Raw genomic sequence first — 22,978 nt, 5'->3', positions numbered from 1 at the left:
TAATTTTAGCTAAAATAAATAATACGTTACTTTTACGCTATTAATTTAAGGCCGATTTATCGCCTATTCTAAATAAAATATTTTAAACTATTTTCAGTTTAAGTACTTGATGAAGCGTTTTACCTATATCTTTTTGTTCTTAATTAGCTATTATGGCTTTTCACAGCGTCAGACATCTAATTACAGAACTAAAAAAGTTGCGGTAAAGGACAGCATACAAATTGATAATGTTAGTATAAATTCGAGTGCATTTGTTTTAAGGCGTAAAGACAATTCCATTATTGATTCTACTTATTATCATGTAGATTTTTCAAAAGCCATACTTACCTTAAAAAAACCGGTTCAAACCGATTCATTAATAATTTATTACTTAAAATATCCGTATTTTTTAACTAAAACTTATCAACAACTTGATGAAGATATTATTGTTGAGAGCAATGATAATATGCAAACCTTATACAAGTTAAAACAGCCAAACTCAGAAAAAAAATTCATTCCTTTTGATGGCTTAACCACTTCTGGGAGTATTTCCAGAGGCGTTACGGTTGGCAATAATCAAAACTCAGTTTTAAATAGTGAATTAGATTTACAGATTACAGGTAAACTAGACAATAAAGTTTCTTTACGCGCCTCTATTCAAGATGCAAACATTCCTTTACAAGAAAGTGGTTATTCGCAACGTTTGGACGAATTTGACCAGGTATTTATAGAGCTTTTCAGTGACCGTTGGAATGTAAGAGCCGGAGATATAGATTTGGTAAATACAAATTCTTATTTTTCCAATTTTTCCAAACGTGTACAAGGATTGAATTTCAATATTAAACTAGGAGAACCTGAGGCCCAAACTAGTTTGTTTGCCGCTGGTGCCATTGTACGAGGCCAATTTACTACCGATCAATTCACTGCACAAGAGGGCAATCAAGGACCCTACAAGCTTAAGGGACCTAACGGAGAATTATTTGTGCTTATCGTCTCTGGAAGTGAGGTTGTCTATGTGAACGGCGTGGTTGCAAGGCGTGGTGAAGATCAAGATTACATTATTGACTATAATGCGGGAGAGATTATTTTTAATGCGACGTTTCCCATTACATCTGAGATGAGAATTTCTGTCGATTACCAATTTACAGAACGAAATTATACGCGATTTGTAGGTTTTGGCGGTGGTCAATATGAAAGTAAAAAATTGGATATTGGAGTTTCCATTTATTCTGAAAATGATGCTAAAAACCAACCTTTACAACAAAATTTATCTGATGAACAGGTAGAAATTTTAACCAATGCAGGCGATGATACGAGCAAAATGTTAGCCCCCTCAGAAATTAGAGAAGAATACAATCAAAATAGGATACTCTATAAAAAAGAGTTTGTAAATGGCGAAGAAGTATTTGTATTCTCAAATAATCCAGAGGATGAACTATACAGCGTTACGTTTTCTTTGCTAGGCGAAAATCAGGGCGATTACAGGTTAAGCAGCATTAATGCCATTAATAATATTTACGAATATGTTGGCGCTAATCAAGGAAACTTTGCTCCTGTAATCCAATTAGTGGCTCCAAAAAAATTACAGGTAGCCATAGTAAATGGAAGATACAAGCCTACTGAAAAAACCAATATCTTTTTTGAAGCTTCTGGCAGTAAATATGATCAAAATCAATTCTCATCAATAGATAATGATAACAATGATGGATTTGCGGGGAAAGTAACTATTAATCAAAATATCATTAAAAAAGAAAACTCTTGGAATTTAGACGCCTTTGCAGATGGTGATGTTGTTAGCGCAGACTACAGAAATATAGAAGGTCTTTACAATGTAGAATTCAGTAGAGATTGGAATTTAGACCAACCACCTGGTCGCCAAATATCTAGTGAATTAGGCGACCAAATCTTAGTGAATTCGGGTTTAACTTTAGCTCATAAAAACAAAGGCATTATAAACTATCAGTACCAATTTCTAAAGTTCTCCGAGGGCTTTAATGGTCAAAGACATTTAGTAAATGGTGAATTGAAACTAAACCGATTTATTATTTCTTCAAAATCCAGTTTTTTAGACACTGAATCTAACACTAAAACTTCTGCGTTTTCAAGGTCGCATAACCGACTGACTTACGGCATGAATAAAAGCTGGCTAGGTGGAAAGATTTCCTTTGAGAACAATGAAGAACGTGAGTTAGCCACGCAAACACTTACGCATTTAAGTCAAAAATTCATTGCCTATGAAGCTTTCGTTGGGGTTGGTGATAGCACTAAAATATTTGCCGAAGTAGGCTATAAAAACCGTATAAATGATAGTCTAAGAAACAATGTATTACAAAAAGTAAATTCCTCAAACCAAATCTATTTAAAATCACAGCTCATTAGAAACAAGAACACTAATTTAATGCTATTTGCCAATTACCGTACCTTGAAAAATGAGGAACCCGATGTGCAAGATGAAAACTCACTAAACTCTAGATTTCAATTCAACCAAAAGTTATTTAAACAAATAGTATTATGGAACACTGTATTTGAAACCAATTCGGGCACGCTTCCCCTTCAAGATTTCACGTATGTTGAAGTAGAACCAGGGCAAGGTGCTTATACTTGGATTGACTATAATGGGAATGGTATTCAAGAACTTGAAGAATTTGAATTGGCTCAGTTTCAAGACCAAGGGACTTTCATTAGGGTACTTTTACCTAATAGAATTTTCGTGAAAACGCATCAAAACAGGTTGAGTCAAACTATAACCATTAATCCGGCACAATGGTCTGTTTCCAGCAATAAACAACAACGCTTTTGGTCACATTTTTACAATCAAACCAGTTATTTGGTAGACAGAAAGTTAAAACGTGATGGAAATGGGTTTAATTTAAATCCATTTAATGGCGATGAAGATGATTTGCTTGGTTTACAATTAAATTTTAGAAATGTATTGTTTTTCAATCGTGGAAAACAGCGTTATACCACATCGTACACCTACTTAAAAAACACAACAAGAAATGTCTTGTCAATAGGTTTTATAGAAAATGGTTTAAGTAGTCATCAACTTAATTTCAATCATAAGGTCACACACAATTGGCTTATCAATGTTCTAGGTTCTTTAAACACCAATGAAAGTGTTAGTGAGAATTTTACTAGTAAAAATTTCAACTTAAACGAAACCCGTTTAAATCCAAAGCTATCGTATTTGTTTAATGACAATTCCAGTTTTGATGTTTTTTATCAGTTAACCTCAAAACAGAACACCATTGGAGAAGAAGAGTCATTAAAACAACAAAATTACGGCGCATCTTTCACTTTGGGAAGTGGTGCTAAAAGTGCTATAAACGGTGTTTTTAATTATTACTCTAATGCGTTTGAAGGCAATCCAAATACGCCTGTCGCCTATCAGATATTAGAAGGACTGCAGCCCGGAAAAAACTTTACTTGGAGTGTTTTAGCGCAAAGAAAACTTACCAAATTTTTAGATTTAAACTTAAGTTACTTTGGAAGAAAAACGGAAACAAGTAAAACCATTCACTCGGGCTCTGTACAGCTAAAAGCTTATTTCTAATTATTTAACCTATTTTTTCGTAGCTTTGTTAGGGTATGAGTAAAGCCTTAGCCATATTATATTCGGTATTGATTCTTGTACAAAGTTTCAATATTAACACAGAAGATTTTTCAAAACTTGATGTGTTAATTGAACATGCCAAATTTCATAAGGAAGTTTATGGTGACTCGTTTTTAGAGTTTCTTATTGAACATTATAGCGAGCAGGTAACTACAGATTATAACGAACATGAAGAACATGATGATTTACCATTTAAAAATCATCAGCACATGCAGTGTAGCATCAACGTAGCCTTTATTCTTAATGCTTATCCCCTTTATCAATGTCATGCTTTTGGATTCCAAGAGGTGCCGTTAAATTTTCACTATAAAGAATCCTCATCCATTTTTGAGAAACCTTCTGTTTTTCAACCACCAAAGACCGTATAATTCTCCTGAACATATTTTTAATCTATTCAAATCCCTTGAATAGAACTATTAATCTTTCATTACTGAATTATGCTTAGTCACATCATAAAATTCAGCTTAAAGAATAAGCTTGTTATAATACTCTTTTCGCTTTTTATTGTTGGTTACGGAATTTTCTCCCTAACGCAAATCTCTATTGGTGCTGTTCCCGATATTACCAATAATCAAGTTCAGGTCATTACCACTTCAAGAAATTTATCCACCCAAGATATTGAGCAATTTATTACCTACCCTATAGAACTTGAGATGGCAAATCTTCCGGGGGTTGAAGAAATACGGTCTATTTCAAAATTCGGCTTATCGGTGGTTACCATAGTATTTAAAGACAACATGGGTACCTACCTACCAAGGCAGTTAATTGCTGAAAAAATCAAATCGGCGTCTGAGAAAATTCCTGAAAATTTTGGTGTTCCTGAAATGGGACCAATTACTACGGGATTAGGTGAAATTTACCAATATATATTAGATGTAAAACCTGGTTATAAAACTAAATATTCTGCAACAGAGCTCCGTACCATTCAAGATTGGATAGTAAAAAGGCAACTCTCTGGCATTCCTGGTGTGGTAGAGGTCAACACTTGGGGTGGCTATTTAAAACAGTATGAAGTGGCAATAAATCCCTCAAAACTAAAAGCCATGAACATATCGTATATAGATATTTTTAAAGCTTTAGAAAAAAACAATAGTGTCGCTGGGGGTGGATACATTGAAAAGACCAATAAAGCGTTTTTTATAAGAGGTGAAGGTTTAGTACATTCAATAAATGACATTAATCAAATTGTCGTTAAAAACGCGGGAATCCCTATATATATTAAAGATGTTGCAAAAGTTAACCTAGGACGTGCTACCCGTTTTGGAGCCATTACCGGAAATGGGGAAGGTGAAAAGGTACTCGGCCAAATAATGATGTTAAAAGATGGCAACTCTAAAGAAGTCATAAATGCCGTAAAAGATCGCGTTGCCGCTATTCAAGATGTTTTACCTGAAGGGGTCTATATTAATGGTTTTCTTGAACGCAGTGAGCTTATTGACAAAACCACATTTACCGTAGCTGAAAATTTAATTTTAGGAGGACTCATTGTCATATTTGTGGTGGTTCTACTTTTAGGTAATTGGCGATCTGGCTTGGTAGTTGCTTCTGTTATTCCAATGTGTTTATTGTTTGCTATATCACTTATGAATATTTTTGGAATAGACGCCAATTTAATGAGCCTTGGGGCTATTGATTTTGGAATTATTATTGATGGAGCAGTTATTATTGTTGAATTTATTGCCATTACCATTAACAAGGAAACAACAAAAATAGGCGCACTTTCTAAAACCAATCAAAAATTAAAAATTGATGAAATAACTTTAAAAAGTGCTTCAAAAATGATGAACTCAGCCATTTTTGGACAACTCATTATCCTTATTGTATTCATACCCATTTTATCCTTAAGCGGCGTAGAAGGAAAAATGTTTCAACCAATGGCATTAACTTTTAGTTTTGCTTTAATAGGCGCTATGATTTTTTGCCTAACCTATGTCCCTGTGATGTCCTCATTATTCCTAAAACCTAAAGTCTACAGTGATAAAAATATCTCGGTAAGAATAATGCATCTCTTAAACTATGTATACAAACCTACTATTAATTGGGCATTGGCCAATAGAAAAATAGTACTTGCCATAGCTACCTTTTTATTAGTGACAAGCTTTTGGACTTTCATGAGGATGGGCGGTGAATTTGTACCAACCTTAGACGAGGGTGATTTTGTGATTCAGCCTGTTTTAAAAACGGGAACATCATTAGAACGAACAATTGAAATCACCACAAAAATTGAAAATATACTCCTCGAATCCTTCCCTGAAGTTGACCAAGTAGTTAGTAGGATTGGTGCTGCCGAAGTCCCCACAGATCCAATGAGTATGGAAGAAAGTGATGTTATTATCAAACTAAAACCCAAAAATGAATGGGTATCAGCTGAAACTAAAGACGAGCTAGCGGATAAATTTAAGCAGGCACTTTCCATAATTCCGGGTATGGAAATAGAATTTACCCAGCCCATAGAAATGCGTTTTAATGAGCTTATTACTGGAGTAAGAGCAGATATTGCAATTAAAATTTTTGGTGAAGACTTAAAAGTTTTAGCTAGTAAAGCAGATGAAATTAAAACCTTAATACAGCATGTTGAAGGCGCTTCAGATATTATTGTTGATAAAATAGAAGGCTTACCTCAAATGAATGTTACCTATGACCGAAGCAAAATTGCACGCTATGGTTTGAATATTGCCGATATTAATGACATCATTGCCATGGGCTTTGCTGGCAAAACCGTAGGTCAAGTTTTTGAAGGTGAAAAACGCTTTGATTTGGTGGTTCGGTTAGAAGCCGAACATCGAAAAAATATTGCAAATCTAAAAGGCCTTTTTATAGACACACCCAATGGCATGAAAATACCTTTACAAGAATTAGCCCAAGTTGAATATTCAACTGGACCTGCAAAAATTTCTAGAGATGACACCAAACGTCGTGTTGTAGTTGGTATTAATGTAAGAAATAGAGATTTACAATCGGTGGTAAATGATGTACAAACCATCATAAAAAATCAAGTAAAATTACCCATAGGCTATACAATAAATTATGGCGGACAATTTGAAAACTTACAAAGTGCTAAATCGAGACTTCTCATAGCCGTTCCTATTGCTCTAATCCTCATTTTTACACTCCTATATTTCGCATTTGACTCATTAAAAGAGGCTTTGATGGTCTACTCCGCCATACCTTTTGCTGCTGTTGGAGGTATTTTTCTACTATGGCTAAGAGACATGCCCTTTAGTATTTCGGCAGGTGTTGGCTTTATTGCTCTTTTTGGAATTGCTGTTCTCAATGGCATTGTTTTGATTGAACATTTTAAAGATTTAAAACAAACTAATATATCAAACATTGAATCCCTAATAAAAAAAGGTGCATCAGAGCGCCTAAGACCTGTAGTTTTAACTGCACTAGCTGCTGCCTTAGGCTTCCTCCCTATGGCTATTTCTACAAGCGCAGGAGCCGAGGTACAACGTCCCCTAGCAACAGTTGTTATAGGAGGATTAATTACATCTACTATATTAACCTTAGTAGTTTTACCAATTTTATATGCATGGTACGAAGAAAAATCTATTTTAAAAATGAAAAAGAAAAACATCATTTCATTTATAATCTTATTGTGGTTCATTTCATCACAGGGTCAAACCGTTGCGCTTAGCGCTGAGGAAATTGTCAGCATAGCTTTAGAAAATAATGCGCAACTTAAAGCCACGGCTTTAAAAACTGAAGAATCTAAAACACGCGTTGGTAGTGCATTTAATTTTGATAAAACATCAGTATACTATCATTTTGATGAAAACAATATAGCCATCAATAATGAGCCATTAAAGGTTTTCGGAATTGCTCAAGATTTTAGATTTCCAACAGTATACTTTAGTGATAAGAAAGTGAAAACGGCAAATTACAATGTAAATCAATCCTATTATCAAATCAAGGTTGAGGCTCTAAAACATGATGTATTTCTAGCCTGCTCACAATTGAGTTATGCAAAAAACAAGGCCAAAGCTTACCAATATTTAGATAGTTTATATCAACAGTTTGCGAAAGCATCACGACGAAGGTTTGAATTGGGTGAAACAAACTACTTGGAAATGATAAGTGCAAAATCTAAACAAAAGCTTTTAGAAACCACCTATAAGCAAGCCCTGCAGGAAGTTCTTTTAGCCCAAGAACAATTAAGTAAACTTGTTCAAAAAGACTCCATAACTATAGCAGACAATCCTTTAGAAAAACTAGAACTCAATACCATTACATTAGAAGACCATATTGGATTATCCTTATATGAAAACACCAATCTATATTATAAAGCTTTGAATCAAAAAGAAAAGCAAAATTTACTCCCTGATATTACTGCAGAATATTTTCAAGGTTCAAATAGCACCTTAAATACGTCTTTAAAAGGATATCAGCTCGGACTTAAAATCCCCATATTGTTTTTTGGAAATACATCAAAAATTAAAGCTTCAAAGCGTGCTTTAGAATCGGCCGAAGCAGAAGAAGCAGATTACAAAATAAGACTACAATCAAAATACAAAGTCTTACTTTCCACACTAAAACAACATGAAGAAGCATTAAGTTACTACGAAGAGCAAGGACGGCAACTGGCCAAAGAAATCTTAAAAACAGCGGAGAGAACTTTTAAAGAAGGAGATATTGATTTCTTTCAATACATTCAAAGTATTGAAACGGCAACAAGCATTGAACTTACATACCTTGAAAATCTTAATAGCTATAACCAAACCATCATCGCCATTAACTATCTAATCCTTTAAAACATGAAATATTTGTATATCCTCTTATATCTGTGTGCTTTTATAGCCTGCAAAAAATCGAACAAGGTTATTAATACAACCACAATCCAAGATTCTAATACCACCGAAATTATTGTAAGTGCCTCGCAATTTACAAGTCAAAATATGCAATTAGGGGAATTAGACACTTACACTTTTAATTCTACAATATCAGCTACTGGAACCATTGATGTACCTCCTAAAAACAAAGCCATTATAAGTTCCTTTATGGGAGGATATATTACTAAATCCCCGCTTTTAGTTGGCAACCAAGTAAAAAAAGGTCAAAGTCTAGTGACTCTTGAAAACCCGGATTTCATAGAACTACAAAAACAATATTTAGAGGTGTTTGAACAATTAAACTATCTGGAGGCAGAATATTTGAGACAAAAACAATTATTCAGTGAAAACATTACCTCCAAGAAAAACTATCTAAAAGCCGAAAGCATGTACAAAAGTAATCTAGCCCACTATCATGGATTAGAAAAAAAACTAGGCATGCTTAACATTAATCCTGAATTGGTAAAACAAGGCAAAATTAGTTCTACAATTCAGCTCTATTCGCCTATAACAGGTGATGTTAGTAAAGTTAATGTTAGTGGCGGCATGTATGTTTCTCCTGCAGATGTTATTTTAGAAATTGTAGATACCTCACATATTCATTTAGAACTTTCTGTCTTTGAAAAAGACATTATGAACGTAAAAAAAGGTCAAAATATTATTTTTAATATACCAGAATCCTCTGGTGAAAATTATGAGGCAGAAGTCTATCTAGTGGGGACAACTATAGATAAAACCTCCAGAATAGTTGAAGTTCACGGACATATTCCAGATGAATCAACTAATCATTTTATAGTTGGCATGTTTATACAGGCTCAAATTGTTATAGATAGTGCAGAGTCTCAAGTTTTACCCAAGGAAGCTATATTAATAGATGGTAACAAATCTGTAGTATTGGCTTTAAAAGAAAAGAAAAATAAGACGTATGCATTTGAAAAGGTAAGTGTAGATATTGGCAACCAAACAGAGCATTATGCTGAAATAAGTAATGCCAATGTACTTGAAGGCAAGCAAATATTAACGAAAGGTGGCTTTATGTTAATTCACTAAATCTTCCGATTATCAATTCTATTAAAGACTAATATAATTGTTTTCACAGCTTCAATATAAAACTCGGGATGTATATTTTCAAAAGTATCAGTCGGTTCATGATAGTCTTCATGATCTTCTACACCGAAATATAAAAACGGAATCCCTTTTTTGTAAAAACCAGCATGATCAGATGAGTATATCCAGTTTTCTAAACCGTCATAACCATCATGTCCTATAAGTAGCTTTATTTTTGAAGAATACATACCGCCTTGAATGGTGGCTTTCAGCATCTTGTTATCGGAAGCCCCAACAACATATAATTCATTGTCATCACTCCTACTAATCATATCCATATTTATATTCAAAATCACATCCTTAGCATTTAAAATGGTGCTCTTAAGAAAATATTTTGACCCTTGGAGACCCAACTCTTCTGCATCAAAAGCTGCAATGATTATAGAGTGCTTTGGCGGATGACTTCTAAAATATTCAGCAAAACTGAATAACGCACTAACACCAGAGGCATTATCATCGGCTCCATTAAAAATTTCACCTTGCTTTACGCCTTCATGATCATAATGTGCGCTAATGACGATATAATCATCTGGAAAATCTGTACCCTTAATAAAACCCAAAATATTCATCCCTTTATAATGCTTCCCCTTTTCTATAAACCGAAATGGTTGTTTATAGTCGGTCACCAAGGGAACGACTCCCAAAGAGTATAATTGGTTAATAATATACTTTTGCGCTTTTAGGCCACCCTGAGAGCCAGTACGGCGTCCTTCAAAAGTATCAGAAGACAAAGATTTAATATGTTTTAACAGGTTGGTCTCAGAAAATAAGACGGTATCACAAGCCTTATCTTGAGTAAAGGCTCCTATAGGGATGGCTAACAGTAAAAAAAGAAAAACTTTGAACATTGATGGTTAAATATACTAAATAAAAGGTAGCTATTATAAATACAAAAACCCATATCGTAGGATATGGGTTTTTAAAATTATAATATAAGGTTTACTATTTAATAGCTGCCTTCATTAGCTCTCTATTCATACGAGCAATATTATCTAAAGAAATCCCTTTAGGGCATTCAACTTCACATGCTCCAGTATTCGTACAGTTCCCAAAACCTTCTAAGTCCATTTGAGCAACCATATTTTTCACACGATCAGCAGCTTCAACTTGTCCTTGAGGTAACAAAGCATATTGAGACACCTTAGCACCAACAAATAACATCGCACTTGAATTTTTACAAGTAGCAACGCAAGCCCCACAACCAATACATGTAGCTGCATCCATAGCTTCATCAGCAGCATGTTTTGAAATTGGAAGCGAATTTGCATCTTGTGTATTTCCAGATGTATTTACTGAGATATACCCTCCTGCCTGTTGAATACGTTCAAAAGCCATTCTATCTACAACTAAATCTTTAATTACAGGAAACGCTGCTGCTCTCCACGGCTCAATTGTTATAGTATCGCCATCCTTAAACATTCTCATGTGCAATTGACAGGTAGTAATACCTCTATCTGGCCCATGAGCTTCTCCGTTAATATACAATGAACACATCCCGCAGATACCTTCTCTACAATCATGATCAAAGGCTACTGGCTCTTCTCCAGCATTAACTAATTGCTCATTCAAAACATCCATCATTTCAAGAAAAGACATATGCTCTGAAATATCATTAACTTTATAATCGACCATTTGACCCTTAGCAGAAGCGTCTTTTTGTCTCCAAATTTTAAGTGTTAAATTCATAATGTCAATCTTATTTGTATGAACGTTGTTTTAGTTCAATATCTTTAAATTCTAATTCTTCTTTATGTAATACTGCATCAGCAGGTTCTCCTTTATATTCCCAAGCAGAAACAAATGCAAAGTCCTTATCATTACGTTTTGCTTCTCCTTTCTGTGGTCCATCTTCTTCTGCAGATTCTTCTCTAAAGTGACCTCCACAAGACTCTTCTCTAGTTAAAGCATCTTTAGCAAACAACTCGCCTAACTCTAAGAAATCAGCAACACGTCCAGCCTTTTCAAGTTCAGGGTTCATTTCATTGGCACCACCTGGAACCGAAACGTCTTTCCAAAACTCTTCACGAATGGCTTTAATCTCAACCATTGCTTCTTTCAAGCCTTTTTCATTTCTTGACATCCCACATTTATCCCACATCACTTTTCCGAGTTTTTTATGGAAATAATCAACCGATTTCTTTCCCTTATTGTTAACAAAGAAATCTATTCTGTCTTTTACCTCTTTTTCAACCTCATCAAACTCCTTGGAATCTGTTGGAATTTTACCCGTTCTAATATCATCAGCTAAGTAATCACCAATAGTATATGGCAATACAAAGTAACCATCAGCTAAACCTTGCATTAAGGCTGAAGCTCCAAGTCTATTCGCTCCGTGATCAGAGAAATTTGCTTCCCCAATACAATACAATCCAGGAACCGTAGTCATTAAATTGTAATCAACCCAAACACCTCCCATAGTGTAGTGTACTGCTGGATAAATCATCATTGGTGTTTTGTATGGATCTTGATCTACAATCTTCTCATACATTTGAAATAAGTTTCCGTATTTCGCTTCTACAATGGCTTGACCTAATTCATATATCTTAGCATCTGAAGCGTTTGATATATTATGAATTTTGGCTTGTTCTTTTCCGTAACGTTCAATGGCCGCAGCAAAATCTAGATATACAGCCTCTCCAGTTGCATTAACACCGTAACCAGCATCACAACGTTCTTTAGCAGCACGAGATGCCACATCACGAGGTACTAAATTTCCGAAGGCCGGGTAACGACGCTCTAAGTAATAATCTCTTTCGTCTTCAGATAAATCTGTTGGTTTTTTACTTCCTTCACGAATTGCTTTTACATCCTCTAAATTCTTTGGCACCCATATACGTCCATCATTACGTAGGGACTCAGACATCAATGTTAATTTAGATTGGTAATCACCTGAACGCGGAATACAAGTTGGGTGAATTTGAGTATAACAAGGGTTAGCAAAATAAGCTCCTTTTTTATGTATTTTCCAAGCGGCAGTCACATTACTACCCATTGCATTTGTGGACAAGAAATAAACATTACCATATCCACCAGTAGCAACAACCACAGCATGTGCTGAATGACGCTCAATTTCACCAGTAATTAAATTTCTCGCTATAATACCTCTTGCTTTGCCGTCTACTTTTACAACATCAAGCATTTCGTGACGATTGAACATTTCAATCTTTCCACGAGCTATTTGACGATTCATTGCAGAATAAGCTCCTAACAATAATTGTTGGCCTGTTTGTCCTTTAGCATAAAAAGTTCTTGATACTAATACACCACCAAATGAACGGTTATCTAGAAGTCCACCATAATCACGCGCAAAAGGAACACCTTGAGCAACACATTGGTCAATGATATTTGCAGAAACCTCAGCTAAACGATAAACATTAGCCTCGCGTGAACGATAATCACCTCCTTTTACCGTATCATAAAACAATCTGTACGTTGAATCTCCATCACCTTGGTAGTTTTTTGCTGCGTTGATTCCTCCTTGTGCTGCAATAGAGTGTGCGCGACGTGGAGAATCTTGATAAGCAAATGCTTTCACATTATATCCTAACTCAGCTAAAGTAGCAGCGGCTGAACCTCCTGCTAAACCTGTCCCTACCACTATAACATCTATATGACGCTTATTTGCAGGATTTACTAAGTTAATTTTATTTTTATAATCTGTCCATTTATCTTTAATTGGACCTTTTGGTACTCTTGAATCTAAAGCCATAATTATCTAAGATTAATGGTGAGGATTTAAATGATGATAAAGTGCTATTACAATAAATAATGCAGGAATAATAATTGAATATGCTTTCCCTATTTGTTGTAATGTTTTTTTACGCCCTGCTGTTACACCCATAGATTGAAACGCTGAAGTAAACCCGTGTGCTAAATGAAGTCCTAATAAAACGAAAGACACCACATAGGCTCCAACTCGTAATGGGTTCTCAAATTTTTCTACTAGTTCATGAAAATATCTATAGTCTGCACCATGCATTCCAGACATATCTCCTAAAACATATTTAGTGTTTAGTTCAGGAATCCAGAAATCAATAAAGTGAAGTACAATAAAAGCTAAAATAACCAGCCCACTGTAAATCATATTTCTACTTACCCAAGAAGAATTAGCAGCACCATTATTCTGTGCATACTTTACACCAATTGCTTTTCTGTTTTTCAATTCTAAAATGAAACCCATCACAAAATGAAAAACCACACCAAAAATCAATACAGGTTGAAGTCCAAATTGCACTAAAGGATTTGTTCCCATAAAATGGGATAATTCATTAAACAAATCAGCACTAAAAAGAGAGGTAATGTTTACCGCCAAATGTATTATTAGGAAAAACATGAGGAAGAATGCAGAAAGCGCCATAGCTACTTTTCTTCCTATCGAAGATTTAAAAAATCCGCTCATTATTTTGAAGTATTTTTAAGATTCCCACAAAGGTAGCTTAGGAATAGATTATAGGCAAATAACAACTACCATGTTTTAACTATTTAGAATGGTTATAAGTAAAAAGCGAGAATCGTCTTAATCCAGTAGGAGTTTACTGGTAATAACATTTTCATCAGAGAGTAAATCAATAAAATACATGCCTTTAGCATAACCTTCTAAATTAATGGTGATATCAGAGCTAGTGGAGAAATCTTGATCTAATACAAGCTTACCAGTAATATCAAAAATGGCAATTCTATCAATATTAATTAATGACCTATTTTTTATATAAAAAACGCCATTTGTAGGATTTGGATAAATGCTAATATTGTTTGCAAATTCTTCCTCAGGCACACTTAAGGGACATGATGCATCAGACATAGCGGGCACACCACAAACTGACGAACCAGTGCTTCTATCTTGTACTCCCTTTGCCGCATTACTATTGTTAGATTCTATAACGCGCTTATCCGCATTAGGGGTATTTGCATAGTGCATTGAATTATTCGGATCAATGACATGTGCTAACATATGACCGTGTCCCAATTCATGAAGTGCTACCGATTCAAAATCAAATGCACCTCCTGATGTAGGGTCTGGTCCTAAATTCCAAAGAATATCCTCACTATTAAAAACAATATCCAATTCAGCAACATACCATGAAATAGTATTTGCTATACTACATCCTTTAAACCAATAAAAACAAGTACCCAAGGTTTCATCACTCAGTGACCCATTATCAAAGCGAATAACATTAACTGGGTCTCCTCCATCCTTACTCTCAAAAGCAACCTCATCAACAGTTGTTGGTGAATCACTTATTGACCAATTCACACCAGTTTCACAAACCCAATTATTAAAGGCACGTTCATAGGCTGCTTTGGCACCAGGAAAATCACTGTCATTAAAAAAATCAGTAAACATTTCCCAGGTATAGCCACCATCACCATCGATGTCCGCATGCCTTACTTGATATGCTACTTCAGGGGTTTCCGGTGTTGTTTCAGGCGCATAATTCACATTAACTTCAGAATATGAAATAGTCAATATATTTGCCGATTCAACAACGCCACTACCATCAGCATTTGTAATTCTAATTTTGCCTGTCCCAGCTCCTGAAGGCACCTCTACAACTACCTGGGTATTAGTCCAACTAACAACCTGAGTATCTAGAGCATCTACAAAGGTAGCACCGCCATCATTTGCATTGGCAAAACCAACTTTTCCTTTCTCATCTCCAAAATCAGTCCCTGTAATAGTAATCTCCATCTTAACACCTCCCATGGCTGTAGTAGGTGAAAAACTCTCTATACCTAGTACTAAAGCTGATTTAGCTATATTACCTTTTGAAACTTCATTCCTTGAACTAATGGCTTTCACTTTAATCACCTTAGCTTGAGTATATTGCCTTATTTCCTCATAAAAATCTGATTTTATTCCTTTCTTTTTACCAAAAGAAGTAACCACCAAGTCTTTATTCAAATCATATTTATAAAATCCTTGTTGACCACTGTAAAGATCAAATTTACTATGAGTCAACACTCCTTTCTCCTTAGAATTTACCGTGCTATTTTTTAAAGTAAACACCCCAACATCTCCCTTATTAAGCTTTACAGCATTTGAAGTCATAAGCGCAGTAAGCCCTACCGTTCCTCCAACGGTAATTACTTCAACGGTTTTAGCAACCTCTCCTTTAAAAACGCTATAAACTTCTACCGTATTAGCTGTATAAATTAATTTATTATGATCATCCCAAAATGATTGCTTAGCAACAACCCTTCCTTCTATAACAAGACTTGATTTCTCAATTTTTTGTTTTAAGGTGATTTTTTTAACAAATTTTTGAGCAAATGCAAAAGAAGTACATGAAATCACACACAAAAGCGTAATCAATAATTTTATGGATAGCTGTTTTTTCACACTGTGATTATTTTGCAAGGTCCCCAAATATAATGATTTATATGCAATGATTTCTTCAGATTCATTACATTTATAGCAGATAATACATAAATTCACATGAAATACTTAGCAATTGACAATAAGCTCTTTATAAAAAATCGGAAAAAATTTACCGCTAAAATGGCCCCCAACAGCCTTGCTGTTTTTAATTCAAATGACATTTACCCTATAAGTGCGGATAGCACTATGCCTTTTGAACAACATAGAGATATATTTTATTTATCCGGTGTTGATCAAGAAGAAAGTGTTCTTGTTCTATTTCCAGATTGCCCAAAAGAAAAACACAGAGAAATTTTGTTTTTAAAGGAAACCAATGAACACATAGCGATCTGGGAAGGCGAAAAACTAACTAAAGAAAGGGCTTTTGAAACAAGTGGTATAAAAACAGTGTACTGGTTACAAGACATGGACAAAGTGTTATTTGAAATCATGACGCAATGTGATACGGTTTATATAAACACCAATGAGCATTATAGGTCTAACGTAGAGACTGAAACTAGAGAAGATCGGTTTACCAAATGGATTAAAGAGCGCTATCCAGCGCATCGGGTGGCAAAGAGCAATCCCATCTTGCAACGACTGAGATCTATAAAAGAAGACATTGAAATTGATTTAATCCAAAAAGCTTGTAACATTACTGAAAAAGGATTCCGACGTGTTCTTGATTTTGTTAAACCAAATGTTTGGGAATATGAAATTGAAGCTGAGTTTATGCATGAATTTTTAAGAAATCGATCAAAAGGATTTGCTTACACACCTATAATAGCCTCAGGAAACAATGCCAACGTTTTGCATTATATAGAAAATAACCAACAATGTAAAGCGGGTGATTTAATATTATTTGACACTGCAGCAGAATACGCCAATTATTCTAGTGATTTAAGCCGGACCATTCCTGTTTCAGGAACCTATTCTGAACGACAGAAAGCGGTTTACAACGCTGTTTTAAGAGTTAAAAATAAAGCTACCAATATGTTAACCCCAGGAACGCTTTGGGAAGAATACCATATAGAAGTTGGTAAATTAATGACTAGCGAATTATTAGGCTTAAACTTGATTGACAAAGCGGATGTTCAAAAAGAAGACCCTGAATGGCCTGCTTATAAAAAATATTTTATGCATGGCACATCTCATCATATGGGTTTAGACACGCATGATTATGGCATTTTAACTGAACCCATGCAAGCCAATATGGTTTTTACTGTTGAGCCTGGCATATACATTCCAAACGAAGGTTTTGGGATCAGATTAGAAGACGATGTGGTCATTCAAGAATCTGGAGCCCCTATAAACCTAATGAAAAATATCCCGATTGAAATTGAAGAAATTGAGGATATTATGAATGCTTAAAATATAAAGGGGCGTTTTTAACGCCCCTTTTGCTAACAACACTAAATATATTTTTATTAAAGAGTGACTAATTCAAATAAATAATCGTTTAGTTTTTGTAGCGTTTTAATTTTATCTTTAGAATCAATTAAAAGAGAAATATTGTTTTTACTACCGCCGTAAGAAATCATTCTGATCTTCACGTCTTGTAAAATTTGAAATAACTTATATGTATCTTCATGATTTACAACTGAATGACCAACCAAGCAAACGATACTTTGATTTGAATCTACTTCAATTAATGCAATTTTCTCTAGCTCCTTAAGAATATTTTTAAGCTTGCTATCATCATCAATAGTTAATGACACTGCAACTTCAGAAGTTGTAATCATATCAATTGAGGTCTCATAAGTTTCAAAGATTTCAAAAACCTTTTTTAAAAATCCATGCGCCTGTAACATTCTTGCTGACTTGATTTTTATTGCCGTAATTCCATCTTTCGCCGCAATAGCTTTAATACCACCTTCAGAAGTCTTACTAGAAATTAAAGTACCATGAGCACTGGGCTTCATAGTGTTTTTAAGCCTTACTGGAATATTATCAGCTCTTACAGGTGTGACCGTTTGCGGATGAAGAATCTTAGCCCCAAAATAAGCCAACTCAGCAGCTTCATCAAATGATAAATTAGAAATAGGATTTGTGTTTTCAACATAGCGCGGATCGTTGTTATGCATACCACTTATATCCGTCCAAATTTGCACTTCTTCAGCCAAAACCGCCGCCCCTATAATTGTAGCAGTAAAATCACTGCCTCCACGCTGAAGATTAGAAACCTCATCGTTATCATCTAAACAAATAAAACCTTGAGTAATATAGATCTCTGCGCCCGCATTCTCTTTTAATACAGCCCCAATATTTTCTTTAATGAACTCTATGTTTGGTTCTTTATTTTCATCAATTCGCATAAAGTCTAAAGCTGGCAATAATGCCGAAGCTATTCCCTCTTGATTCAAATAGCTATTAAACATATATGTTGAAAGCAATTCACCTTGAGCAACGATCTGATTTTCTAAAGCTTGCGAAAAATCCTTTTTAGCACACCCCTTTAAAAAGTCGAATACACTAGATACATATTCTTTAACGCTGTGGTTTAAAGTTGAATCTTGGAGTAAACTATCTACAGTTAGAATGTAAGACTCATTTAGCTTACTAATTTTGTTCAGAGCCTCGTCTGATTTTTCATCGGCAATATCCTGCGCAATAGAAACAAGTTGATTCGTTGTACCAGACATAGCAGAAAGCACGACTATTTTCTTTTGGCCATCATTAATAATATTCTTAACATGACTCATATTTTCAACAGACCCTACAGACGTACCACCAAACTTTAATACTTTCATTTTCTATAAATTTGAATGCAAAACTATAACTCAAATATCTAATGCCTATGTTTTTTCAAAAAAAAGTTTATTTTTACACAAGATGTTAAATAATTAACATTAAAATCCATTGGACGCATGAAAACCGTATCAAACTGTGTTGAAGATATATTAATAACGCAGCCCTATCTTGAAGAAGCCCTGTCTAGAAACATCATAAATTTTAGTGCACTAGCTATTGAACTTGTTGAACCCATAAGTAAAATGCTCAAAAAAGAGGTAAAACCTGGAGCTATTATGATGGCTTTGAGACGTTATAACCCACCTACAACCTTATCTAATTCTGTTAAAATGAAGCGAGCCATTCAGAATTTAGGTGATATAACAGTACGATCAAACCTTACCGATTTTACAGTTAGAAATTCAGACAGTCTTATCCATAATCACGCAAAAATTCTGGAACGCATTAATCTTGAATCAAAACTTTTCTACACCTTTACAAGAGGCATACATGAGAGCAACATTATTATTTCTAGCAGTTTAAATGATTTTATTAAGGCGCAATTAGAAAACGAAACTATTCTTGCCTTTCAGGATGGCCTAACCGCAATAAGCATTAATTTACCAAAAGACAACTCGAAAATAGCAGGATTATATTATCACTTTTTTAAACGCTTAGCATGGGAAGGCGTAGTGCTCTATGAAGTAATTTCAACAACCAATGAGTTTACCATTTTGGTAGAAGACGACTACGTAGACAAAGCTTTTGCCGCAATAAAAAAAGTCAAAATATAAAAATCAATCTTTACTTTCAAGCTTAATGCTATGATTTTATCTTTGCCTCAGATAAATCACATCTATGTACTTAGAATACAAAGGCGCTAATATTTTCTATACCGATTCCGGCAAAGGACATGCCGTTGTTTTACTCCACGGCTTTTTAGAAAACAGCTCTATATGGACTCCTTTTATTAAATCGCTTTCAAAAAAAAACCGAATAATCTGTATAGACTTGCTGGGTCATGGTAAAAGTGAATGCCTTGGTTATATACACACCATGGAACTCATGGCCGAGGTTGTTGAAGCCATTCTAAAGAAATTAAGAATACGACGGTCTACCTTTATAGGACATTCCATGGGTGGTTATGTAGCACTGGCCTTTGCAGAATTAAACCCGGATGCTCTAAAAGGTTTATGCTTAGTGAATTCGACAGCCAATGCTGACGATTTTGAAAAACAACAAAACAGAGACAGAGCCATATTGGCCGTTAAGCAAAACCACAAAACCTTTATAAGAATTGCAATCAATAATTTATTTAGACCAAAAAATAGAATTCTCTTTAAGAAACAAATCAATCAACTCATTAATCAAGCCCAACTCACACCATTACAAGGTATTATTGCAGCCCTTGAAGGCATGAAAATTCGACAAGACAGGGAAGCCTTACTGCATTTTTCACCGTTCAAAAAAATGATGGTTATTAGTAAAAAAGACCCGGTTTTAAATTTTAAGAAGCTTATTGCCCAAACAAAAGATACTGAGGTAAAATTAGTAGAACTCCCCGATGGACATATGAGTTTTATAGAAAATGAAAGTGAATTACTACAAAATATAGTGCATTTCGTCGAAAATTTATAGCTTTTTAACGATTAATTCATTTATTTTTATAGCTTTACCTCGTTCTAAATATTAAAACCATGAGAAAATCTACTAACAAACCTGCTTTAATACCAAAAATGTACTGCAATCTTTTTGGTCATGATTATCAAGTAACTAAGAAAGTAACATACCATGTTAAGGAGTACACATGTTGCCACTGTAAAAAACAATTAACTACCAATAGTAATGGTCATCTTATCGAATTAACACCAAAATTTAAAGAGATTAATGCTATTTTAGAGCGCATTTATGCTTCTAGGACAGAACGCACGAAGCGAAAAATCATGTCATCGCCGGCATACTAATTACCTCATTAAAGATTAAATTTACTTATACCCGCAAGCTATTAGTCATTAAAATTCTTCCAACCTTGCGCTTTAATAGGTATTCGAGTATCTGCTCTTGTCACCAAGTGCATCCCTTCTTTGGACTCTTTCATGAAACCAATAATTGAAAAATTTGGATTACCTTTTATTTTCATGAAATCCTCTTGAGAAATCGTAAATAGAAGTTCATAATCCTCCCCGCCATTCAAGGCCACAGTAGTACTATCAATATTAAACTCCTCGCAAACGGAGATTACCTGAGGATCTAAGGGTAATTTGTTTTCATATAAATCACACCCTACATCGCTCTGCTTACACAAATGTATGATTTCAGAAGATAAGCCATCACTCACATCAATCATTGATGTTGGTTTAACATCTAAGCCCTTTAATAACTCTTTTATATCCTTTCTTGCCTCTGGTTTTAATTGCCTTTCAACAATATAGGTATAAGGCTCTAAATCAGGTTGATTGTTAGGATTTACTTTATATACCTCTTTTTCTCTTTCTAAAACTTGTAACCCCATGTATGCCGCGCCAACATCACCAGTAACAACCAATAAGTCATTTGGTTTTGCACCATTTCTGTAAACCACATCGTCTTCACTTAATGCCCCTAAGGCTGTTACGGATATTAATAATCCAGTATTTGAGGAGGTGGTATCTCCACCAACAACATCAATATCATAAATCTTTGCTGCGGTTTCAATACCTGCATACAAATCCTCTAAAGCCTCAAGCGGAAAACGATTGGACACAGCAATTGAAACGGTTACCTGAGTGGCTTTTGCATTCATAGCATAGACATCAGACAGATTCACAACAACCGCTTTATACCCCAAATGCTTTAGGGGCACATAACTTAAATCAAAATGCACACCTTCTACTAACAGGTCTGTGGTTACTACAACTTTTTGATCCTCAAAATTTAGAACGGCAGCATCATCACCTATACCTTTTACAGTTGACGACTGCTTTATTTTAAAGTTTTTAGTAAGATGGTCAATTAATCCAAATTCTCCCAAATCACTTAATTGCGTTCTCTGCTGATTTTTATCTTCTATCATGCTGCAAAAATAAGAAGCTAATTTTGTTTTTACTATCTTTATACTAAAACATCACCCATTTTAGTTCTTAATAAAAACCGCTATGAACTTGTTAAAAATTCTCAAGACGGCAACGCTATGCTGTTTTATGCTTATTTTGGATAGTTGTTGTAATGATGAAACACCCGCTAATCCAAATGCTGAGGCTGCATGTAAGAATGGTTTTGCTGGTATTTATCCATGCAATAATTATGATTTAATGGGGTTTGTGCCAATTGACCAATTAGGAGGGGCTGGGTCTAGCGGTAGTGATTGTTGGGGTTGGACAGATACGTCTACCCAAAAAGAATACGCTTTATTCTGCGCCACCACAGGCGTGGCCTTTGTTGATATTTCAGCCCCAGAAAACCCAATAGTTATTGGAATATTACCTACAGCAACTATAAGTAGTCCATGGAGAGATATTAAGGTGTATCAGAATTTTGCTTTTGTTGTTGCCGACAGGTCCCAATCACATGGCATGCAAATTTTTGATTTAACCCGCTTAAGAGATGTTTCCAATCCTCCTGAAACTTTTTCTCCAGACGCCATTTATAATGGTTTCACAAGTGCTCATAACATCGTAATTAACGAAGACTCCGGCTTTGCATATGCAGTAGGTACGAGCAGAGCAGAACCTTTTGCCGGAGGCCCCTTATTTATTGACCTACAGAAGCCATTAACACCAATAGATTCAGGTGGATACCCTGGCTATTCTCATGATGCACAAGTAGTAACCTATAACGGTCCTGACACTGAACACAATGGAAAAGAAATTTTAATAGGGAGCAATGAAATAGAAGTTATTATCCTTGATGTTACAGACAAATCAAATCCAATTAGGCTATCATCATTAAGTTACGCAAATGTTGGCTACACACACCAAGGTTGGTTTACAGAAGATATGACCTATTTTGTTTTAGGTGATGAATTAGATGAACAACAAACAGGTACAAGAACGCGTACCATAATTTTAGATTTAACAGATTTAGACAACCCTAAAATTCAAATGGAATACTTTGGCCCAACTAATGCCATAGATCATAATGGCTATGTTAAAGAAAACTCATATTTCCAAGCGAGTTATACGGCTGGCATGAGAGAACTTGACATTACTAATATTGAAAACAAAGCAATTACTGAAATTGGATATTTTGATACACATCCCGAAAATAACAGCACTAACTTTAATGGCGCTTGGAGTGTTTATCCTTATTTCCCTAGTGGAAATATCATCATTAGCGATATCAATAGAGGCTTATTTATTGTGAAGAAAAATTCCAACTAAGAAC

16 protein-coding genes are annotated in these 22,978 nt (G+C 34.9%); 9 read left to right on the top strand and 7 right to left on the bottom strand.

Annotated features, from left to right (window positions below; all coding sequences use genetic code 11):
* Positions 1 to 109: 109 nt before the first annotated feature.
* The 4 genes from IE051_RS11975 (at position 110) to IE051_RS11960 (ending at position 9,471) form a co-directional block, all read left to right on the top strand.
* Positions 110 to 3,532, top strand: coding sequence for a DUF8818 domain-containing protein (locus IE051_RS11975; protein ID WP_189361037.1), 3,423 nt, complete (start codon positions 110 to 112; stop codon positions 3,530 to 3,532).
* A 35-nt stretch (positions 3,533 to 3,567) separates the two neighbouring features.
* Positions 3,568 to 3,960 carry a hypothetical protein gene (locus tag IE051_RS11970; RefSeq protein ID WP_189361036.1) on the top strand — a complete coding sequence of 131 codons (393 nt, stop codon included), beginning with the start codon at positions 3,568 to 3,570 and terminating at the stop codon, positions 3,958 to 3,960.
* A gap of 69 nt (positions 3,961 to 4,029) precedes the next feature.
* A complete protein-coding gene (locus IE051_RS11965; protein WP_189361035.1) occupies positions 4,030 to 8,343 on the top strand; it encodes a CusA/CzcA family heavy metal efflux RND transporter in 4,314 nt (1,437 codons plus the stop codon).
* A gap of 3 nt (positions 8,344 to 8,346) precedes the next feature.
* Positions 8,347 to 9,471 carry an efflux RND transporter periplasmic adaptor subunit gene (locus IE051_RS11960; protein ID WP_189361034.1) on the top strand — a complete coding sequence of 375 codons (1,125 nt, stop codon included), beginning with the start codon at positions 8,347 to 8,349 and terminating at the stop codon, positions 9,469 to 9,471.
* Here the strand turns inward: IE051_RS11960 and IE051_RS11955 are convergent.
* The 5 genes from IE051_RS11955 to IE051_RS11935 form a co-directional block, all read right to left on the bottom strand.
* Positions 9,468 to 10,376 carry a M28 family peptidase gene (locus IE051_RS11955; protein WP_189361033.1) on the bottom strand — a complete coding sequence of 303 codons (909 nt, stop codon included), beginning with the start codon at positions 10,374 to 10,376 and terminating at the stop codon, positions 9,468 to 9,470. The two genes, IE051_RS11960 and IE051_RS11955, sit on opposite strands and share 4 nt — an antisense overlap.
* A 94-nt stretch (positions 10,377 to 10,470) precedes the next feature.
* A complete protein-coding gene (locus tag IE051_RS11950; protein WP_189361032.1) occupies positions 10,471 to 11,214 on the bottom strand; it encodes a succinate dehydrogenase/fumarate reductase iron-sulfur subunit in 744 nt (247 codons plus the stop codon).
* A 10-nt stretch (positions 11,215 to 11,224) separates the two neighbouring features.
* Positions 11,225 to 13,237, bottom strand: coding sequence for a fumarate reductase/succinate dehydrogenase flavoprotein subunit (locus IE051_RS11945; protein ID WP_189361031.1), 2,013 nt, complete (start codon positions 13,235 to 13,237; stop codon positions 11,225 to 11,227).
* Between the two features lie 12 nt (positions 13,238 to 13,249).
* Complete coding sequence (locus IE051_RS11940) at positions 13,250 to 13,927, bottom strand: succinate dehydrogenase cytochrome b subunit (RefSeq protein WP_189361030.1); 678 nt, start codon at positions 13,925 to 13,927, stop codon at positions 13,250 to 13,252.
* A 117-nt stretch (positions 13,928 to 14,044) separates the two neighbouring features.
* Entirely contained in the window at positions 14,045 to 15,868 is a 1,824-nt protein-coding gene (locus IE051_RS11935) for a T9SS type A sorting domain-containing protein (RefSeq protein WP_189361029.1), read from the bottom strand.
* Between the two features lie 96 nt (positions 15,869 to 15,964).
* Between IE051_RS11935 and IE051_RS11930 the strand changes: the two genes are divergently transcribed.
* Positions 15,965 to 17,257, top strand: coding sequence for an aminopeptidase P family protein (locus IE051_RS11930; RefSeq protein ID WP_189361028.1), 1,293 nt, complete (start codon positions 15,965 to 15,967; stop codon positions 17,255 to 17,257).
* 56 nt (positions 17,258 to 17,313) lie between these two features.
* Here the strand turns inward: IE051_RS11930 and IE051_RS11925 are convergent, their stop codons facing one another.
* Entirely contained in the window at positions 17,314 to 18,636 is a 1,323-nt protein-coding gene (locus IE051_RS11925; protein ID WP_189361027.1) for an aspartate kinase, read from the bottom strand.
* A 117-nt stretch (positions 18,637 to 18,753) separates the two neighbouring features.
* Here IE051_RS11925 and IE051_RS11920 point away from each other — a divergent pair, with 117 nt between their 5' ends.
* From IE051_RS11920 to IE051_RS11910, 3 genes are all read left to right on the top strand, one after another.
* Positions 18,754 to 19,410, top strand: coding sequence for a hypothetical protein (locus tag IE051_RS11920; RefSeq protein WP_189361026.1), 657 nt, complete (start codon positions 18,754 to 18,756; stop codon positions 19,408 to 19,410).
* A gap of 64 nt (positions 19,411 to 19,474) precedes the next feature.
* Positions 19,475 to 20,254, top strand: coding sequence for an alpha/beta hydrolase (locus IE051_RS11915; protein ID WP_189361025.1), 780 nt, complete (start codon positions 19,475 to 19,477; stop codon positions 20,252 to 20,254).
* Positions 20,255 to 20,313: 59 nt separating this feature from the next.
* A complete protein-coding gene (locus IE051_RS11910; protein ID WP_189361024.1) occupies positions 20,314 to 20,580 on the top strand; it encodes a DUF1660 family phage protein in 267 nt (88 codons plus the stop codon).
* Between the two features lie 41 nt (positions 20,581 to 20,621).
* On the opposite strand, the gene thiL is transcribed toward IE051_RS11910, so the two are convergent.
* Positions 20,622 to 21,668: a thiamine-phosphate kinase gene (gene thiL / locus IE051_RS11905; protein WP_189361023.1), complete on the bottom strand. Its 1,047-nt coding sequence runs from the start codon at positions 21,666 to 21,668 to the stop codon at positions 20,622 to 20,624.
* Between the two features lie 82 nt (positions 21,669 to 21,750).
* Between thiL and IE051_RS11900 the strand changes: the two genes are divergently transcribed.
* Entirely contained in the window at positions 21,751 to 22,974 is a 1,224-nt protein-coding gene (locus tag IE051_RS11900) for a choice-of-anchor B family protein (protein ID WP_189361022.1), read from the top strand.
* Positions 22,975 to 22,978 lie beyond the last annotated feature (4 nt).

It is taken from the genome of Algibacter mikhailovii (genome assembly GCF_014651495.1).
GTDB lineage: Bacteria > Bacteroidota > Bacteroidia > Flavobacteriales > Flavobacteriaceae > Algibacter_E > Algibacter_E mikhailovii.
This window is presented reverse-complemented; position numbering and strand designations above follow the sequence as displayed.

What these genes read in the sequence shown, in the direction of transcription:
- IE051_RS11975 (WP_189361037.1), top strand. Translation starts at nt 110, where the DNA reads ATGAAGCGTTTTACCTATATCTTTTTGTTCTTAATTAGCTATTATGGC.
- IE051_RS11970 (WP_189361036.1), top strand. Translation starts at nt 3,568, where the DNA reads ATGAGTAAAGCCTTAGCCATATTATATTCGGTATTGATTCTTGTACAA.
- IE051_RS11965 (WP_189361035.1), top strand. Translation starts at nt 4,030, where the DNA reads ATGCTTAGTCACATCATAAAATTCAGCTTAAAGAATAAGCTTGTTATA.
- IE051_RS11960 (WP_189361034.1), top strand. Translation starts at nt 8,347, where the DNA reads ATGAAATATTTGTATATCCTCTTATATCTGTGTGCTTTTATAGCCTGC.
- IE051_RS11955 (WP_189361033.1), bottom strand. Translation starts at nt 10,376, where the DNA reads ATGTTCAAAGTTTTTCTTTTTTTACTGTTAGCCATCCCTATAGGAGCC.
- IE051_RS11950 (WP_189361032.1), bottom strand. Translation starts at nt 11,214, where the DNA reads ATGAATTTAACACTTAAAATTTGGAGACAAAAAGACGCTTCTGCTAAG.
- IE051_RS11945 (WP_189361031.1), bottom strand. Translation starts at nt 13,237, where the DNA reads ATGGCTTTAGATTCAAGAGTACCAAAAGGTCCAATTAAAGATAAATGG.
- IE051_RS11940 (WP_189361030.1), bottom strand. Translation starts at nt 13,927, where the DNA reads ATGAGCGGATTTTTTAAATCTTCGATAGGAAGAAAAGTAGCTATGGCG.
- IE051_RS11930 (WP_189361028.1), top strand. Translation starts at nt 15,965, where the DNA reads ATGAAATACTTAGCAATTGACAATAAGCTCTTTATAAAAAATCGGAAA.
- IE051_RS11925 (WP_189361027.1), bottom strand. Translation starts at nt 18,636, where the DNA reads ATGAAAGTATTAAAGTTTGGTGGTACGTCTGTAGGGTCTGTTGAAAAT.
- IE051_RS11920 (WP_189361026.1), top strand. Translation starts at nt 18,754, where the DNA reads ATGAAAACCGTATCAAACTGTGTTGAAGATATATTAATAACGCAGCCC.
- IE051_RS11915 (WP_189361025.1), top strand. Translation starts at nt 19,475, where the DNA reads ATGTACTTAGAATACAAAGGCGCTAATATTTTCTATACCGATTCCGGC.
- IE051_RS11910 (WP_189361024.1), top strand. Translation starts at nt 20,314, where the DNA reads ATGAGAAAATCTACTAACAAACCTGCTTTAATACCAAAAATGTACTGC.
- thiL (WP_189361023.1), bottom strand. Translation starts at nt 21,668, where the DNA reads ATGATAGAAGATAAAAATCAGCAGAGAACGCAATTAAGTGATTTGGGA.
- IE051_RS11900 (WP_189361022.1), top strand. Translation starts at nt 21,751, where the DNA reads ATGAACTTGTTAAAAATTCTCAAGACGGCAACGCTATGCTGTTTTATG.